This is a genomic window from Sporosarcina sp. E16_8, assembly GCF_017347095.1.
Classification (GTDB): Bacteria; Bacillota; Bacilli; order Bacillales_A; family Planococcaceae; genus Sporosarcina.
Window position 1 is genome coordinate 28615 of the sequence record NZ_JADPRZ010000007.1, and the last position, 17600, is coordinate 46214.

General features: G+C 39.5%; 17 protein-coding genes. 10 read left to right on the plus strand and 7 right to left on the minus strand.

Going from position 1 to position 17600, the window contains the following annotated elements:
• Positions 1-278: 278 nt before the first annotated feature.
• The 4 genes from I2484_RS07765 to I2484_RS07780 are packed head-to-tail and all read right to left on the minus strand — an operon-like array spanning position 279 to position 4203.
• The gene (locus tag I2484_RS07765; protein ID WP_207150478.1) at positions 279-1094 is read right to left on the minus strand and encodes an ABC transporter ATP-binding protein; all 816 of its coding nucleotides are present in this window, start codon (positions 1092-1094) and stop codon (positions 279-281) included.
• Positions 1094-2125: a FecCD family ABC transporter permease gene (locus tag I2484_RS07770; RefSeq protein ID WP_207150479.1), complete on the minus strand. Its 1032-nt coding sequence runs from the start codon at positions 2123-2125 to the stop codon at positions 1094-1096. The genes I2484_RS07765 and I2484_RS07770 overlap by 1 nt, the downstream gene beginning before the upstream one ends.
• Positions 2122-3156 (minus strand): FecCD family ABC transporter permease, encoded by a 1035-nt coding sequence (locus I2484_RS07775; protein WP_207150480.1) that lies wholly within the window; start codon positions 3154-3156, stop codon positions 2122-2124. The genes I2484_RS07770 and I2484_RS07775 overlap by 4 nt, the downstream gene beginning before the upstream one ends.
• Complete coding sequence (locus tag I2484_RS07780) at positions 3157-4203, minus strand: iron-siderophore ABC transporter substrate-binding protein (RefSeq protein ID WP_207150481.1); 1047 nt, start codon at positions 4201-4203, stop codon at positions 3157-3159. It lies immediately after the preceding gene.
• A gap of 298 nt (positions 4204-4501) precedes the next feature.
• Here I2484_RS07780 and I2484_RS07785 point away from each other — a divergent pair, with 298 nt between their 5' ends.
• The 8 genes from I2484_RS07785 (at position 4502) to I2484_RS07815 (ending at position 13422) form a co-directional block, all read left to right on the plus strand.
• Entirely contained in the window at positions 4502-5119 is a 618-nt protein-coding gene (locus I2484_RS07785) for an NUDIX hydrolase (protein ID WP_207150482.1), read from the plus strand.
• A 371-nt stretch (positions 5120-5490) separates the two neighbouring features.
• Positions 5491-5937, plus strand: coding sequence for an ATP-binding protein (locus tag I2484_RS07790; protein WP_207150483.1), 447 nt, complete (start codon positions 5491-5493; stop codon positions 5935-5937).
• A gap of 435 nt (positions 5938-6372) precedes the next feature.
• The gene (locus tag I2484_RS07795; protein WP_346014166.1) at positions 6373-7206 is read left to right on the plus strand and encodes a gluconate 2-dehydrogenase subunit 3 family protein; all 834 of its coding nucleotides are present in this window, start codon (positions 6373-6375) and stop codon (positions 7204-7206) included.
• Between the two features lie 14 nt (positions 7207-7220).
• Positions 7221-8966 carry a GMC family oxidoreductase gene (locus I2484_RS07800; RefSeq protein ID WP_207150484.1) on the plus strand — a complete coding sequence of 582 codons (1746 nt, stop codon included), beginning with the start codon at positions 7221-7223 and terminating at the stop codon, positions 8964-8966.
• Positions 8959-9081, plus strand: coding sequence for a hypothetical protein (locus I2484_RS21430; protein WP_255551218.1), 123 nt, complete (start codon positions 8959-8961; stop codon positions 9079-9081). Before I2484_RS07800 ends, I2484_RS21430 begins: the two co-directional genes overlap by 8 nt.
• A 668-nt stretch (positions 9082-9749) precedes the next feature.
• A complete protein-coding gene (locus I2484_RS07805) occupies positions 9750-11516 on the plus strand; it encodes a methyl-accepting chemotaxis protein (protein ID WP_207150485.1) in 1767 nt (588 codons plus the stop codon).
• 423 nt (positions 11517-11939) lie between these two features.
• Positions 11940-12968: a spore photoproduct lyase gene (gene splB, locus I2484_RS07810; protein ID WP_207150486.1), complete on the plus strand. Its 1029-nt coding sequence runs from the start codon at positions 11940-11942 to the stop codon at positions 12966-12968.
• Between the two features lie 118 nt (positions 12969-13086).
• A complete protein-coding gene (locus tag I2484_RS07815) occupies positions 13087-13422 on the plus strand; it encodes a DUF378 domain-containing protein (protein WP_207150487.1) in 336 nt (111 codons plus the stop codon).
• Between the two features lie 46 nt (positions 13423-13468).
• Here the strand turns inward: I2484_RS07815 and I2484_RS07820 are convergent, their stop codons facing one another.
• Positions 13469-13828 (minus strand): carboxymuconolactone decarboxylase family protein, encoded by a 360-nt coding sequence (locus tag I2484_RS07820; protein WP_207150488.1) that lies wholly within the window; start codon positions 13826-13828, stop codon positions 13469-13471.
• A 172-nt stretch (positions 13829-14000) separates the two neighbouring features.
• On the opposite strand from I2484_RS07820, the gene I2484_RS07825 reads away from it, so the two are divergent.
• Together I2484_RS07825 and I2484_RS07830 are read left to right on the plus strand one after the other, a co-directional pair.
• Positions 14001-15188, plus strand: coding sequence for a DUF4317 domain-containing protein (locus tag I2484_RS07825; RefSeq protein WP_207150489.1), 1188 nt, complete (start codon positions 14001-14003; stop codon positions 15186-15188).
• 81 nt (positions 15189-15269) lie between these two features.
• Positions 15270-15686 (plus strand): VOC family protein, encoded by a 417-nt coding sequence (locus I2484_RS07830; RefSeq protein WP_207150490.1) that lies wholly within the window; start codon positions 15270-15272, stop codon positions 15684-15686.
• Positions 15687-15793: 107 nt separating this feature from the next.
• Here the strand turns inward: I2484_RS07830 and I2484_RS07835 are convergent, their stop codons facing one another.
• Together I2484_RS07835 and I2484_RS07840 are read right to left on the minus strand one after the other, a co-directional pair.
• Positions 15794-17152: an S-layer homology domain-containing protein gene (locus I2484_RS07835; RefSeq protein WP_207150491.1), complete on the minus strand. Its 1359-nt coding sequence runs from the start codon at positions 17150-17152 to the stop codon at positions 15794-15796.
• Positions 17153-17247: 95 nt separating this feature from the next.
• A complete protein-coding gene (locus tag I2484_RS07840) occupies positions 17248-17583 on the minus strand; it encodes a MerR family transcriptional regulator (protein WP_207150492.1) in 336 nt (111 codons plus the stop codon).
• Between the last annotated feature and the right edge of the window lie 17 nt (positions 17584-17600).

The window sequence follows — 17600 nt, forward strand, 5'->3', positions numbered from 1 at the left end:
AACATCCGATGCCAATCAAATAATTAGAAATAGACTAGCGACACATCAGTTGTTGCTAGTCAGTTTAAATACGAGTGACGGGAAATTGAATAGTGAATAGACTATTTCAATTCGGATTAATAACCTCATTTAGATATATCGCGGTGAACTGTATCATAAGTAAAGGTTGAAATTTTTGCCATTAATCGCTCATAGGTCGCAGAAAGTCCTTCTCCTACCGGGAAAAGATTTTCTGCGACCTATGAGGAAAACTACTGAGTAGGAGTAGTAATCTTTATTTAAAGAGTACATTCACTAGTAACATGATATCTTCCTATTGGTACCACAAAAGGAGAGCCCGAAATGGGGTCTTTTATCACAGAGCAACGAAGCCCGAAAACGTCTTTGATCAATTCACTTGTAATGATCTCTGAAGGCTTACCTTCCGCAGTTAGCTTTCCATGACGAAGGGCATAAATATGGTCTGCGTAACGTGCGGCCAAGTTGATATCATGAAGGACCATTACAATCGTTGTTCCGCGTTTACGGTTAAGGTCAGTCAGCAGGTCAAGAATTTCTACTTGATACGTAATATCCAAAAAAGTCGTTGGTTCATCGAGAAATAAAATATCGGTTTGCTGCGCCAACGCCATTGCAATCCAGACGCGCTGTCTTTGTCCACCGGATAACTCGTCAATGTTCCGGTTTGCAAATTCGGTAATGTTCATTATGTCCATCGCTTCGGTAACGGCTTCATAATCCTTTTTTGTCCAACCGGAGAACATGGATTGGTGAGGGTACCTTCCCCGTCCGACCAAATCCGAGACCGATATTCCTTCTGGAACAATGGGGGATTGCGGCAGAAGTCCTAAAATGCGAGCCAATTGTTTCGGCGGAATTTTGCTGAGCGGTTTTCCGTCCAGTGTGATTTTTCCGGATGTCGGTTTGATAAGTCTCGCCAATGTTTTAAGAAGCGTAGACTTTCCGCAGCCGTTTGCACCAATAATGACGCTTATTTTATTGCTGGGGATCAAAAGGCTTACGCCATGGACAATGGTTTGATTATCATAGCCCGATTCGACTTGTTCAGCTTGAAAAATATGTTCCGGTTTCATTATAAATCTCCCTTGCGATTCATTCGGGTTAACAAGTAGATCAAGTAGGGAGCTCCTAGAATGCCTGTAATTACACCTACAGGGTATCTAGCAACGAATGCGAATTGTCCAATAAGATCTGATGCTAAGACTAAAACGATGCCAACAAGACCTGATGGAATGATGTTTGAAAACCCCACACCGACTAGTCTTTTTGCGATAGGTCCAGCAAGGAATGCGACAAATGCGATGGGTCCTGTTGTAGCGGTAGCTAACGCAATAATAAGTACAGAACTAATAACTAGTATAAGTCTTGTCTTATTAGTATCGACTCCAAGTGAAGTGGCTGCCTGCTCGCCTAGTTCCAACATATCCAATCGTTTCCCGAGTAAGATAATGACAGGTGTGAAGATCAGAACTGTCACGATCAGAGGGTAAAGATTCTCCATTTTAGCTCCATTTAGACTGCCACTTAGCCATCTCATTGCAGTTGGAATATCGTGTTTCTGACCAATAAGCAATAAATAGGAGATAACAGCGTTAAATATTGCTTGAATGCCAATTCCAATTAATATTAATCGACCTATTGAAAATGAACTCCCTTTTGATAATAGAAAAATAACAATTACTGTAGCAAGTCCGCCAACAACAGAAGCTATCGAAACAACCATATTACTTGCCTGAAGAACAATAATACAAAAAACAGCGGCTGCACTTGAACCAGCTGTAATTCCGATGACATTGGGGTTTGCCAAAGGATTTCGCAACATTATCTGAAATACAGTACCAGCAACTCCGAAAGCAAATCCAGCAAAAATACCTGCAACCATTCGTGGAAAACGGATTGTCCCCACTGCAAATGATGCGCCTTTTACTTGTTCGCCCAACAGGACATGTATGACATCTTGAACGGGATAAATCGTATTTCCTAGCATAAGCATTGCGAAGCAAAGTGCTAAAGAAATGATTGCAAGTAAGGAAGTCACGAGTATAAAACGACGACGTCTCTTTGCTCTACCTACTATAATAAGATTGATTGATTCATTTCTCATAACGCGCGCATCTTCGTTTTCATAGTTAGTAAGATTAAAATAGGAGCCCCAATAAATGCTGTCACTATACCAACTTCAAGCTCACCTGGACTGCCGATAAGCCTACCGCAGACATCTGATATCGTTAAAATAATTGCACCTGAAAGGGCTGCCATCGGGATAATATATCGTAAATCGGGACCAATAACGAGTCGAATTACGTGGGTGGCCAATAAGCCGATAAAGCCAATAGGACCTGCTAGTGCTGTTGCTGCACCACATAATAGGACACCGCCAAAAGCAGCAATAAGTCTAAGCGTGCCAGTTCGTACACCTAAACCTTTAGCAACTTCATCACCTAATGCTAATGCATTCAGTGCTGGAGCCGAGAATAACGCTATTAGTATTCCTACAAGGAGAAAAGGAGTAAAAGTGGAGATCGTGCTCCAGTTTCCTGATCCCACACTGCCTACCTGCCAAAATCTAAATTGATCCATTACGTTTGTGCGGGGAATCATAATTGCCATTACGAGAGAAGATAATGCTGCACTTGTAGCAGCACCCGCTAAAACGAGTTTAAGGGGCGTGGCACCGCCACTCCCCATAGACCCAATTCCGAATACAAAAATGGCAGTGATGATTGCTCCCGCTAGTGCAAGCCAAATATATTGACTAGCAGTACTAATATTTAAAAAGGAAATTCCACAAACGACAAAGAGAGAGGCCCCTGTGTTCACTCCTAATATGCTAGGATCTGCAATAGGGTTACGCGTGACTGATTGCATAAGAGCCCCGGAAACTCCTAATGCGGCACCACACATTAAACAAAATACAGTTCTAGCAATTCTTTGGCGTACCACATTCGCTCCATGGGATTGTACATCGGGATGGAATAAACCAGCCATTAGTTCATCCCATCCAACTGTGCGCGACCCAAATGCAAGTGAAGCCAATACACATAAACCGAGTAAAATAAGGGAGAGTACGAGGACTCTTATAAAATTTTTCGGAATAAGTAACTGCTTATTTTCTGAAACGGATGTATTGATCATTTATTTTACCTTGTTAGCAGCTTCTGAAAGTAAATTTAAGTATTCATCAATTGAGTAATCAATTGCGAGCGGGTTTGGATTTCCAGCCGCTGCGAGTGGCGTGTTATCTCCAATAATTACAACAGATCCTCTTTGAACTGCTGGAATCTTTCCGAGAATTGGATCGTCTTGCAGTGCTTTTAATGTATTGTCATCTCCGTATGATACGAAAAGATCAACATCATTCAGTATATCTGCATTTTCAGCACTTAATTCTAAGAAGAAACTAGTTGGATCAGTAATTTGACTCGTTATACTTTCAGGGTATTCCATTCCTAACTCAGTAAGGAACTCACCACGAGGATCTGTAGGTGTATAAATATAAAATTTAGATAAATCTGTAGCTGTAATGCTAACAAATGCAGCTTTTTTACCTTTAATAACAGGGAATTCATTTGCTTTGTCTTGAATTAACTTCTCTGTATCGGCAATTAGTTGTTTACCTTCCTCTTCCATGCCCATACCCATTGAATTGAATGTAACTTGGTCACGCCATGAAGCTACCCAAGGGCTCGTTTGGTAGGCAACAACTGGAGCGATTTCACTTAATGTGTCATAGTCTTCTTGCGTAATACCTGAGTATGCTGCAAGAATTACATGTGGGTTTGCATCTGAAATTGCCTCAAAATCAAGTCCGTCTGTATCTTGGAAAATAACAGGTTTATCACCACCGAGTTCCTTGAGCTTGTCTGCTGTCCAAGGTAATAGTCCACTGTCATCCTCAACGCCGTAATTAGCCGCTGAAAAGCCTACAGGTACAACTCCGAGAGCGAGAGCAACGTCATGGTTTGCCCATGAAATCGTAACAACGCGTTCCGGTTTCTCTTCAATTACAGTTTCGCCAAAAGCATGCTTGATTACTTGCGGGTAGTCGGAGGTTTTTTCTTCCTTTTTTATATCTGTTGTGCCAGTAGAAGTGGAAGTAGATTTATCAGCTGAACAGGCAAACAGTAGTAACATAGTTGAAATAAATAAAATACTTAATGAGATTTTTCGTTTTGCTTTCATTAGTAAGCTCCCCTTTAATTGATAATGATTATCAGTATCAATAATATATAATTCATTCCTGCTTGTCAATGAAAATTTTGTTTGGTTAATCGGCCATAGTAGGTGTAATGTACGTATTTCAAAATAGGGGTAGATAATCACGAATAATTCCACTATAGGTTTTTTAAAAAGGAATAAAAAAGTGTACATATTGACTCCAGTCAAATAATTATAAAAAATTGCATCCTGAGATTCTTTAATCATCAGTCTTTTAGTGATACGATAATAAGAATATAACCATTGAGGTGAGGGGGATTTCATGTTCCTAGATAAACTAAAAAACCAGTTAAATGAAAATCAGTCCTTGTTTATTGGGGAGGAAACAGCTTTTCGTTCAGCAGTTTTAATACCACTAGTTCAAGTGGATGAAGAATGGCATATCCTTTTCGAAGTACGTTCATTTACCATGAGAAAACAGCCAGGTGATTGTAGTTTTCCTGGTGGTCGAATCGACTCCTCGGACCCATCTCCAGTGGCAGCTGCTTTACGAGAAACGCATGAAGAATTGGGTGTTGACCCAAAAACGGTTACGATTGTAGGGGAATTAAGCCCTTATATTGCCTCCTCTTCATTTGTAATCTATCCGTTTGTAGCAACCATTGATTACAATCAAATTGTCCATTCGTATAACAAAGAAGAAGTTGAAGAGGTATTTACCATACCCATCAAATGGCTACTGAATTATGAGCCTTATATGCATGTAGTATCTGTTGAACCAGTGCCTTCGCCGAACTTTCCTTATGAAAAAGTAATGAATGGCGCTCAGTATCAATGGAGAGCCCGTCCAATGGAAGAATGGTTTTTCGATTATGAAAAGTATACAATTTGGGGTTTAACAGCTCGGATTTTGAAACATTTTATAGAGATTATAAAATAAGTGGTCTTTTTAATTTTGGAAGAACTACTTATTAGTACATTGAAATTACTCTACTTAGGACCATTACAGAGAACCTTTTCAATATAATCGCATGATGAATATGAATCTACCGTGGGAGTGCGTTAATCTAAAAACGGCATGTAATCGTATTTATTCGCACCAGTCGCGCAGACTTTCAGGATACTATACAATACTAAGCCGACCACTTAACACTTACCTATAAACCGACACGACTGAACATACATATAACTATAATAAGAGGTAGTTCCCACAAGTATATTTGTGATAAGGGACTGCTTTTTTTGTATAAGTACTGGTTAACCTATTTGCATGGTATATAGATCGATTTTGCTGGAAAGGAGGATATTCTTATGAAGAATAAAAGTGAAATCATGAGGATCATTCAGCAATTGGATTATCATATTGCAGATGATTTTGAGGCACAGGACCTAGAATTTAAACGTTGGAATTTTAGTGGTATAGAGGAAAATGTTAATAAAATGATTAAATACGCTGTTTGTATGGCCAATGGCGGCGGGGGCAGTGTTGTTTTCGGCGTGGCTGACAAAGTGCGGGGAATAGACAATGTTTTAATTGGGATTCCATTTGATGTAGATATAAAAGAATTACAAAAAAGGGTATTTGAAAATACAGATCCACACATTATTCCTTCATTTGATGAGCTATTTTATAAAAACCATTCGATCCGGCTCTTAGTCATGAACGTTTTGCCGGAAACACCGCCTTATACGACAACAATGGGTTCAGCAACCATTAGGCAAGGGAAAGAGTGTCTGCCGTACAGGAACGATTCATAGGGATAGTCTGATTTTATGATGAGGTAAAGGTGCCCTTCCATATATGCTCACTGTGATGATCTTTTGCCGATATTTCTTGTCGGTCAGTAAACACTATATTCAAAGAAACACTAGGGCGACTTGCTTTAGTGTTTTTTTGTTACAAGTAGATTATAACAATCTTTCTGGCAAGCAAATAAATCATAGCGATCATTTTTTTGTCCAAACGGTATCCGGGCACTAGCGCATTTTAAATATAGGTTGGTGATATGTCCTTGCAGATAACAGCTTTACTACTAAAGATAGTATTGATAGGTAGGGTGCAGATATAGTTCAAATTCTTCTTTGCTTAACTTTAAACAATTCGGTCCCAATTAAAAATGAATATATTTAGATTATACTGGCAAACATGATCGGTAAGCACTAAATATACAGAACTGTTAGGAGGATCACGGAGTGGCAGATAAACCCACGGATAGAAACGAGAAAAGCGGTATGAGCCGCCGAGCGTTTATAAAGAACACAGGACTAGTTGCTGGAGGTGTGGTTGGGGGGGGCTTGTTTGGAGGCTTGTTTACCAACCAGTTACAAAAGAAATCACCGGTAACCCCACATGAAAATACTAGTGGAGGCTTACAAGATGCACGAGTGTTTATCAATCGTGCCGAAGACTTCGATATTCTATCGGCCGCAACAGAACGTTTATTTCCAAAAGATGATTTAGGACCTGGAGCCATTGAACTAGGCATACCTTACTTTATTGACAAGCAACTAGCTGGCGAGTGGGGGATGAATTCCAAGGAATATATGAAGGGACCTTTTATTACAAATATTCAAGCAGCAGGCACCCATAATGTCAAACGGGATCAGGATACACAGGGACCGAATGCAGCAACGCAAGTACCTACACCTACACCACGGTACCAATCCATATTAAATCGAAGTGAAGTTTTTACTTTAGGACTACGGAAAATTAATGAAGTAGCTCAAAAAGATTTTGGTGCAAGGTTCGTTGACTTGGATCCAGAAAAGCAAGATGAAGTATTGCGTATGTTTGAGGAAGGTAAGGTCGAAATGAAAGGGGTAGGATCCTCAAACTTCTTCTCTTTACTTCTACAGACTACGATTGAGGGAGCATATGCCGACCCAGTGTATGGCGGTAATAAGGATATGATGGGATGGAAGATGAAAGAGTATCCAGGTCCACGAGCAAGCTTTCTGAATGACATTGAGAAAGAAGAATTCATAAAAATGGACCCGGTAAGCTTACGGAATTACCAAGGTCATTAAGGGAGGTAGATAAGATGGTAGTTAAACTGGATAAAGTAGATGTGGTTATTGTAGGTACAGGTTGGGCAGGCGGTGTTGTCTCGGCTGAACTTTCGAAAGCGGGCTATAAAGTTGTAGCATTGGAACGCGGGAAAAATGTAACTCGGGATGATTACATAGGGGTGAAAGATGAACTGCGTTATACAAATCGCTATGAGATGATGCAGAATCTAGCTCCTGAAACAATTACTTCCCGAAACTATATAGATGAAGCCGCATTGCCGGTTAGAACGCGTAAAGAAATGATGGCTGGCACGGATTTGGGTGGCGGCAGTGTCCATTGGGCCGGTGCGACATACCGTTGGAAGGCGTATGACTTTGAAATTAAAAGCAAAACAATCGAGCGCTACGGCAAGGCTAAAATCCCAAATGATATGACGATACAGGACTGGGGTATCACATACGATGAGATGGAAAAATACTATGATCGGTGGGAGAAAACGGCGGGAATATCGGGAGAGCCTGATCCTCTTGGAGATAAACGATCGAGTGACTATCCAAACCCACCGATGAAGGAATCGCCAGCCATTCGTTTATTTAAAGATGCCACCAAAAAAATGGGGTATCATCCTTATCAAGTAGCATCCGGGAATCTATCGCAAGCCTATACGAATCCGGATGGGGAACAAATTAATCAGTGTATGTTTTGTTCGTTTTGTACGCAATACGGATGTGACTTTGGTGCGAAATCTGATCCACTTGTGACGGTAATCCCAACGGCTATGAAGACCGGAAACTTCGAGGTGAGAACAGGCTCCTATGTCAAGCGTGTATTATACAAAGGCGGCAAAGCGACGGGCGTCCTTTATGTCGATAACATGACCGGAATAGAATACGAACAACCCGCGGATGTCGTGGTGCTAGCCGCGTTCACATTTACGAACAATCGTTTATTACTGTTATCTGGCATCGGCCGGCCTTACAATCCGAAAACAAAAAAGGGTGTAATCGGAAGAAACTTCAATGCTCAGTTCAATATTACTTTTCTTGGGGCAAGAGGTTTTTTCAAAGACAAGAAATTTAATAGTTATATGGGGGCAGGCGCACTAGGTGCTACCCTAAGCGATTTTGCAGGAGATAATTTTGATCATTCCAAGTTGGATTTCATTAATGGTGGTGGAATTGAACTAAGGCAATATGGAAGTGGAGCCATTGCAACGAATCATGTCCCAAATGGTACGCCAAGTTGGGGGCCAGAATTTAAAAAGAACTCAATTTATTATACGAATCGTTCCTACGTTGCATGGTATACAATGGCAACCATGTCTTATTGGCATAACTTTGTGGATCTAGATCCAACGTATACGGATAGTTTTAATGACCCACTACTGCGTATAACTTATAAATACACTGATCAAGACAAGAATATGGCTAAATTCGGTATAGAAAAATGCTCAGAGATTATGAAAGAGATGGGCGCGGACATTGTCGACGAAGATGAGGTTCCACAAGAATTTGATCATGTCTATGATGGCGGACATTACGCGGGAGGCGTCATTATGGGCGCAGACCCAGAAACGTCTGCGGTGAATAATTACTTACAAATGTGGGATGTCGATAACCTCTTCGTAGTTGGTGGATCTGCCTTTCCGCAGTTTGCAGGCCATCACCCAACCGCAACAATTGGCGCATTAGGTTACCGCGCGTCTGAAGGAATTGAAAAATATCTAAAAAACGGTGGACAACTAGTAAAAGGAAAACAGGAAAGCGCTAGTGTTTAACTTTTTTCAGGAACTCCGTTCAAAAGGTAGATCGGTCAGTGAAGCAAGAAAAGATCAGTTGGACTTGATGAAGCAGCAGTTGAACGAAGTCCCTGGCATTGTGAACGAGCAGTAATACGTAGCAATAACCCCCCGCAGGTATCGTCAAGCCTATGGGGGTTATTTTATTTTTACATTGTCTGAACTAAATACCTTTCATTACATGCCACGGCGCTTTGTGAATGCCTCTCGCGATAAGCTGGGCGGAAAATGACAAGATGAAATATATCGTTTTTCACAACAGCTTTCAAAGTAAGTAGGGGGAAATCCATTAATCACCGAGGATGTAGATCAATATTAAGTGTTAAATGAATCGATTCGTAATTGGTTACCAGGCAATCTATACTTTGAAAATCTAGTTCTATACGTTATTCATAGTGCAAAAGCGAAGTCGAATCTGTATAAATGCAATCATTCCCTCAAGCCATATGAAAAATAATCAAGAAAAGATGCTTGTTAGCTTCTGAATTGGAATGCAGATGAAAGTTTATTTATTAAGTTTTACAAAAATTTGATGGTACATGGTTGTACCATATAAACTAGTACTATAGTATATATGGTAGGAGAGTTACAATAGTCTTTTAAAGGAGAAGACTTTGAGATTAGCTAGTCGCTAGGTTAATACTAAAACAAAAGAAGTTGCCTATTTATAATGAAATCTCTACAAAGTTTAATTAATTCCGGATAGTTGAAGAAGATTGTGCCCGCGAAAACAAGTAAACAATAATACGGAGGCCTAAAATAATGAAGATACATAAAACACCGCTAAAAAGGCAATCAAAAAAATCATTAAAAAAGTCAATTACCTTATTATTATTTACCCTAATAACCACGTTATTCTTATTAATTAGTGGTGGCATGTATTATAATTCAATCATCTCCATCCAAGAAAGTTTTACAAAAACTACGCTTTTACATGGAGAAAGAGTTGCATCTCAAATCGATTCAACACTCTATGAAGACTTTTTGAAAACGCCTACGAAAAATGATACATACGAACAGCTTCGAACACAATTGAATGATTATAGAGAGAAAATTGGAGCCATGTATGTTTATACCTTAGAAGTTACGAGTGGTCAAAAAGTCCAGTTTATGGTGGATGGTCTTCCAGCGAAGGATGCCGCAGACATTGGAACACCTACGAGTGTTACTACCTTTGACGACGTATCACCAGTGCTTAACGGAGAGACTATAACTACAGGTATAATCCAAGATCCAGAATGGGGTAACTACATTGAGGTATTTGTTCCAATCAAAAGCTCATCTGGCGCGGTAATCGGAATTTTAGGTATTGATATGGAAGCGGAAGTGTTAGATACCGTATCAAGGGATGTGCTGACTGACTTATTACCTGGTTTTCTAATCGTTCTATTCCTTTTGTTAGCCGTCATATTAGCGATTGTATATTGGACTTTAAGCAAGAAATTAAATCCACTTTCAAAGCTTACTCATATTATGGGATTAATATCGGAAGGAAATCTTAAAGAGGCAAAAACACAAATGTCGTTACTACATGTCAAATCACTCGACGAAATTGGCACATTATCTTTTTCAGTCGCAAGCATGCAAACGAAATTAGAAGAACTGATTATGAAAATACAAGAACATTCTTCTGTTGTGAATCAACAGAGCCACACATTAAAACATACAGCCATAGAAGTACATGAATCTACTAACCAGATTGCCTTAACGATGGATGAAATGGCATATGCTGTAGAAGTTCAAGCAGATTCAGCATCAAGTGTTTCGCAGGAAATGGATGGGTTCTCTAAACTTGTTCATTCTACAACAGACTATGGAAAAAAAGTATTGGACTCATCAACCAATATATCGTTAAACATTGAAAGTGGAACAAGCCTTATGAATGAATCGATTGGGAATATGGAAAATATCTATAGCATGGTAAAAGGTTCGGCTACAAAGGCGCAAGAACTGGAAGTACAAACAAGTGAAATTACAAATATTATATCTTTTATTAGTAATATTGCTGATCAAACTAACTTATTAGCTTTAAATGCGGCTATTGAAGCAGCTCGTGCAGGAGAGGCTGGAAAAGGGTTCGCTGTAGTAGCTGAAGAAGTAAGGAAACTTGCTGATCAAGTCTCAAATTCGGTACATTCAATACACACTATTGTAAACGACGTAAAGAGCAATTCAAATGGGATAACTTCTTCCCTAGAAAAAGGATTGGCGGATGTGGAAAAAGGAAAAGAAAGTATTAATAAAACTGAGGATGCTTTTGATAATATTTCTTCTGAAATTACGTTAGTAAATCAATCGATTCGTTCAATGTATGAGCAATTGCAATCAATTTCAACTAGACAAACGCTAATTACTAGTTCAATACAAGAAATGGCTGCAGCATCTGAAGAAAGTGCAGCAGGTATTGAACAAGTTTCGGCAGCTTCTCATCAAATGAATTTATCATCGGATCATATACAAAAACAAGTCGAGGATCTGGGAACTTTATCCGATCAACTAAATAGCTTAAGTCAACTATTTAAAGTTTGATAGAGGTGGATTTTAGGACGGTATTAAAAATGTTTTGCAGATGAAAACACTAGTGAGTGGTGCCAGGGACAAGAACAATCATAAAGGTTATGTATCACTCGTAACAGTTCATTAGGGGATAAAAACAGTACTTGTCACGCTTAAAGTGAACAGGTACTGTTTTTATCGTTTTCGATTTTTTTTAACCAGCTACATTTAGAAGTTCTCTTCCCCTTACAATCTCCACATCGCTATTTGGCTCTGTATTGTATTTGAGGACATTCCACTGATGAAATCGATTGCTATTTAGTCAATTAGTCAATAGCGTCATGAACAAGCAGCCAAATTAATTTCGTTTTCATACTATCTCACTTTTAAGACATGCTATATAAAAGGAGAAAGGTGATCAAATGGATATTAATTATGGATTAGGTAGTTCGCAGTATGAATAAACCCTTCACACCACAGCTTGTCTATTTTGAGCCCAATGCACTTGAATATCCGCTAGGCAAAGAACTAAAGGAAAAGTTCGAAAAACTAGGAGTTGAAATACGCTATACGACTTCGCATAATCAAATCCGAGATTTGCCAGGAGATACGGACGCTCAAAAATACCGTATCGCTAAATCAACTTTAGTCGTAGGCATTCGAAAAACGTTAAAATTCGAAACGTCCAAACCATCAGCAGAATATGCAATCCCTCTTGCAACAGGGTGTATGGGGCATTGTCATTATTGTTATTTGCAAACCACGATGGGCAACAAACCTTATATCCGAACTTACGTAAACGTGGAGGAAATCCTCGAAGTGGCTGATCGCTACATTGAAGAACGTGCGCCCGACATTACTCGGTTCGAAGCGGCCTGTACATCCGATATTGTGGGGATTGACCATTTGACGCATTCATTAAAAAGAGCAATTGAACACATTGGTCAAACAGAACTAGGTCGGCTACGTTTTGTGACGAAGTTCCATTTTGTCGACCATTTACTGGATGCCAAACATAATGGCAATACGCGATTCAGATTTAGCGTAAACGCTGATTATGTTATTAAAAATTTCGAGCCTGGCACTTCTCCTCTGGATAAAAGAATTGAGGCCGCAGGGAAAGTGGCAAGGGCCGGCTACCCACTAGGCTTTATTGTTGCTCCCATATACCTTCATGAAGGCTGGCAGGAAGGCTACCACCACATGTTTGAGCGACTTGACGAGGAATTGCCGCAAGATGCGAGAGATGATATTACATTTGAATTCATTCAACACCGGTTTACGAAAGCTGCGAAAAAAGTGATTGAAAAGAATTACCCGAAGACAAAGTTGGAGTTAGATGAAGATAAAAGACGCTACAAATGGGGCAAGTATGGAATCGGTAAATATATTTACCAAAAGGACGAAGAGGATGAAATAAAAGCTTTTCTATACGGCTATATGGAAAAGTACTTTCCGAATGCGAAATTGGAGTATTTTACTTGAGCAATCAAAAAATCTTTAATTAAAAATGATTGTTGGAGTACTTGTCTTCATAACGAAAAATGTATTAAATAGCGGACTTGGTAAAAGATAAGTATGAAAACGAAGGAGGAGTTCATGTATGAGTATGCTTTCACGGATTGCGCTAGCCCTGGTTGTTATCGGTGGAATTAACTGGGGTTTGATTGGGTTTTTCCGGTTTGATTTAGTTGCAACATTATTTGGTGGTCAAGATGCATTCTTGGCAAGGGTGGTCTATGGTCTTGTCGGGATAAGTGCCCTGGTATGTCTCGGTCTGTTATTTAAGCCTAGCGAAGAGATCGACACGGTTACCGACCGACCTTCACGGTTTTCCAATCCTAATTTAGGGACGGAATTTGGCGAGGAGCCGGATTTCAAAAAAGAACGAGAAGCAAAGGTGAAAAAGGCGAAACGTGACATGGATAATGTAGATTGATTGTAACAAGAAAACAGCCGCCCGAAATTAGGTGGCTGTTTTCTTGTTATTGAACGGTTCCTGTAAAGTCTTCGAGTGCATCCTGCCAAATGGTTACGCCTTGGCTCATTGCAGAACCGCCGCCTAGAGCCGCAGCCACTCCAATTGCCTCCATCATTTCTTCCTCGGTAACACCCGCATCCAGGCAACCCTTTGTATGATAGAGGATGCAATATTCGTTGTGTGCGTGCACGCTAATGGCGAGTGCGATTAGCTGCTTGTCTTTCTGACCCAATTTGCCTTCTTCGAAACACGACTCTGTGAATGCATGAAACGCCCTAGCCACATCCGGCAACTTTTCAGCAAAACTGCCCATTCCAATTTTATATTCCTGTAATACAGCTTCTGAATACGTAATTTCCTCCATATAGTACCCTCCTCCCATTTAAGAGTAGTATTAGCAAGACGGAGGAAGGCATGCATTGCTATAATAAGGGAGTGTCTAATGCTGACCAAAGTTTTGACGCTCTTTTTACGTTTATAATTTAATTTTTAGATTCGATATGACAGATTATACTAGTCGGGGAGTTGAAATAGAGATGAACAAGAAGGACATTGCAGCAATTCGCAAGCAATTTAAGTTGGATACGGATTTACTGAAAATCACTGACATTTACAAAGTGTATATTAAGCAGGAGAGCAGTGATTTCTATCATGAAGAAAGCCAGCCATTTTCGCTATTGGACAGGGAGCAACAGGAGTTATTCCTGAACAACTTTAAAAAAGTGTTAGGTGGAAAACTAGGTTTAAAACTATTTGAAGTGAAGTTTCAACAGCAAGAGGAGGAGCAAACGGACCATACGCAACGGCTTTTATATGAGGGTCTCCATACGAATGAAGTAGAAGAGTGGAAAGCGAATATGGAGAGCATCGCCCGAAAGATGGTGCAAGACGCTCAATATGAAAAGGACGTCGTAGTGACTTTTATTCGTGGTAATTATTTTAACCCGACGAAAAGGAATCATGATGTAGAGGAAGTCGCCAAGCAGGATGAAGTGTACAAGAACCCATTCATTCTCTGCAGCATGAACCAGACTGAACTGCCAAAACGGTCCCTTATATTTGATTTCAATGAGAAGGAGTTTAAGTCGCGCGATATGCTTGATCCGATCATTAATTTAACTTCTCCAATTGGTGGATTTGTGTTTCCTTGCTTCACAGACAGCGCTGCAGACGTCAACCACATCTTGTATGCTGCCGGTAAAGCGAATAAGCCGGATTACCACTTCATTGAGAATGTGCTAGACGGCGAAGAGGTTATGACTGCAGAGGATGATAAAGCGGTCTTTGAAGAAATCGTTAAAGAAGTGGTTGGTAATGAGATGGATACAAAAACCCTTGCCAGTGTATATGATGAAATCAACAGTATGTTGCTTGTGGAAGACGAGGGAGAAGATGAAAGTCTATCTACTTTGGATACAAAAGAAGTTGAACGTGTGTTGAAGGCAAGTGGAGTGAAAGATGTGAGCGCGGAAAAAGTGGAAAGGGCATTTCAGAAAGTAATCGATGACAAAACATATGAAATGAAGGCAAGCCATATCGTACCAAGTTACACAACCAAGTCCATCAAGATTGAAACGAAAGTAGCAAATATTGCTATTAGCCCGCAAGACTTGAGATATGTGAGGCAGGTCACTGTAAATGGAAAACGTTGCATATTAATTGAGGTGGAAGAAGACACGGTGATTGAAGGGTTTACGCTGCTTCAAGAAGAATTGTTGGAGTAGGGGCCGTATGCTACTATTGAGCACCAGATTCGCATGGAGCGCAGTCATTATTAAAAAAATAGTGCTGAAGGAGGCGTAAAATTGGGATACGTTTTAGATCACGTTGGAATTGCCGTTAGAAGTATCGATGACGCTCTTCCCTTTTATATTAATGTATTAAATGGATTGTTAGAGGACCGTTATACAAGTGATGCACCTGGTGTTGAAGTGCATGTTGCTGTAGTCAGAACGAATGATAAAGTAATTGAATTGCTGGCACCAACTAACAAGAACTCTCCAATGGCTCGGTTTATTAAGCAACGAGGAAAAGGCGTGCATCATATTGCCTATCGAGTTGACGATTTGGACAAAGCAATACTCGAGGCAAGTGAAAATGGAGTTCGTTTTCTAGAGGACACATTACGTACGAATGCACGTGGAAGAAGGCTCATTTATATGAATCCCGCCTCGACTGATGGAACTTTGATTGAGCTTTGTAGTTATACAGAGAAAGTCTAATTAGAATAATTTTTATGTGAAGATGCAATTCAATTAGAACCATGCACCTCACATAAAAAACAACATGCAGAGGAATTCCTTTGCATGTTGTTTTTATTATCAATGCTTTATTTTTTTAGTGAATGAATTTTTCCTTTTTGATCCATCACTTCGATATGAGTTGAAGTGACATGCATATCTTTGGCAAGGATGTTCGAAAGTTTGCTCGTTTTCTGATCCAGCAGACTATATTTGAACACTCCTTTTTTATTAAAGTAGTACATCGCGGAGTGATCAAATACTATGGATTTATTGTTTTGGTTGACTTTAACATGCTTCGGTGTGAATGTAACATCATCGAAAATGACGCGAGCATCGAATCCGAATTCTATTTTCTTATTACTGCCATCCATAGCTGTGGAAATTAACACTAGCGGGTCATCTAATGGAGTTTTTTCATCAAATGTGTAATCGAAATAACGCTGTTTGTTCTTTTCGTTTGTGTAAAAGATCCGATCGTTCCAAATATACATATTTCGGAACGTAGCACCTGAAGGGTGGTTCATGAATTCGAAGTTTTGGCCATCTGTCTTTACTTTCATCAATCCATACGATGCTGGAAGTTCGCTCATTTCTCCGACAGAATACCAGTAAGGAATAAAGATGTCTTCGTTATACACAATAAGGGGAAACCCGGTCAACATCAGAGTTTGAAAGAAATCTTCTTTCTTCATGTCTAAAGTGTTCAACAATATATCTTTTTTACCCGTTTTTTTAGTTACTTTAGTCAAATGAAATTTAGAATCATTTTTAACAATAGTGTAAGTAGAACCATTCTGCTCGACAGTCTTTCCTTTGCTACTAACATATGAATGATAGTGATCCAACTTCATATTGTCATCTAATGCACGAACGAGAAAAGCCGAGAAGTGGGCACGGGTGACAGATCCTGCTGGCATATACTTGCCATTAGACCCGCCTGCAATCCGTTGCTTTGCAATCCCGTTAATGTCTTGATAAGCCCAATGAGCAGGCGAGACATCAATAAAAGTAGCTTGGGTGTCTAACGGTAATTCAAATGAGCGGCGAAGAATCGCTGCCATTTGAGCGCGAGTTGTAGTTTCGCCAGGGCGCATAAAGCCGTTGTCACCGCGAAGAATTCCTTTTTCATGTACGGTTGCTAAAACCGCATAATACTGTGATGTTTTGGCGACATCCTTAAATTGAACGGTCGTATTTACCGTCAAAGGGATATCCAATGCTTTAATGAGCATTGCAGCTGCTTGTACTCTTGTGATGGGTTCATTTGGTTTGAATGTCCCATCAGGATACCCGCTGATGATATGGTGGTTATACAAATACATAATTTCTTCATGTGCCCAGTGGGTCTTCACGTCGGAAAATTGATTGTCAGCTGCCTTTGCTTGAAAAGGCAGAGCGATGAAAAGTAGGATTGCCATGGACAAAAATGCTAGTTTGTTTTTCAATATACTAACCTCCTATTTACTGTATGTATGCTAGTATACTATAAAAAAATAATTGTCATTGGATTTCTGTGTATGCAAAATTACCTTTTAAAACTTCATATAATTATTTTTTCATCAATTTCATGAATGTAAGAATTTAAAATGCCAATTTGCTCCTCTAATTTTTTCTTATGCTGAAATAAAATTGCTTTAGTATTCATATCTTCGTATTCTAAATTTATGTTTGAAATGCTTGCTCTTATATCTTCAATGGACATACCTAAATGTCTAAAACATCTAATTAAATTAAGGATTTCAATGTCTTTATCATCAAATATACGATGTTCTTGTCTATTTCTTTTTATTGGAGGTATTAAATTTATTTTTTCATAATACCTAATGGTACTTGAAGGGATTTGAGCTAATAGGCTAGCTTTTTGAATTGAATGCATGATTCTTCCTCCTTGAC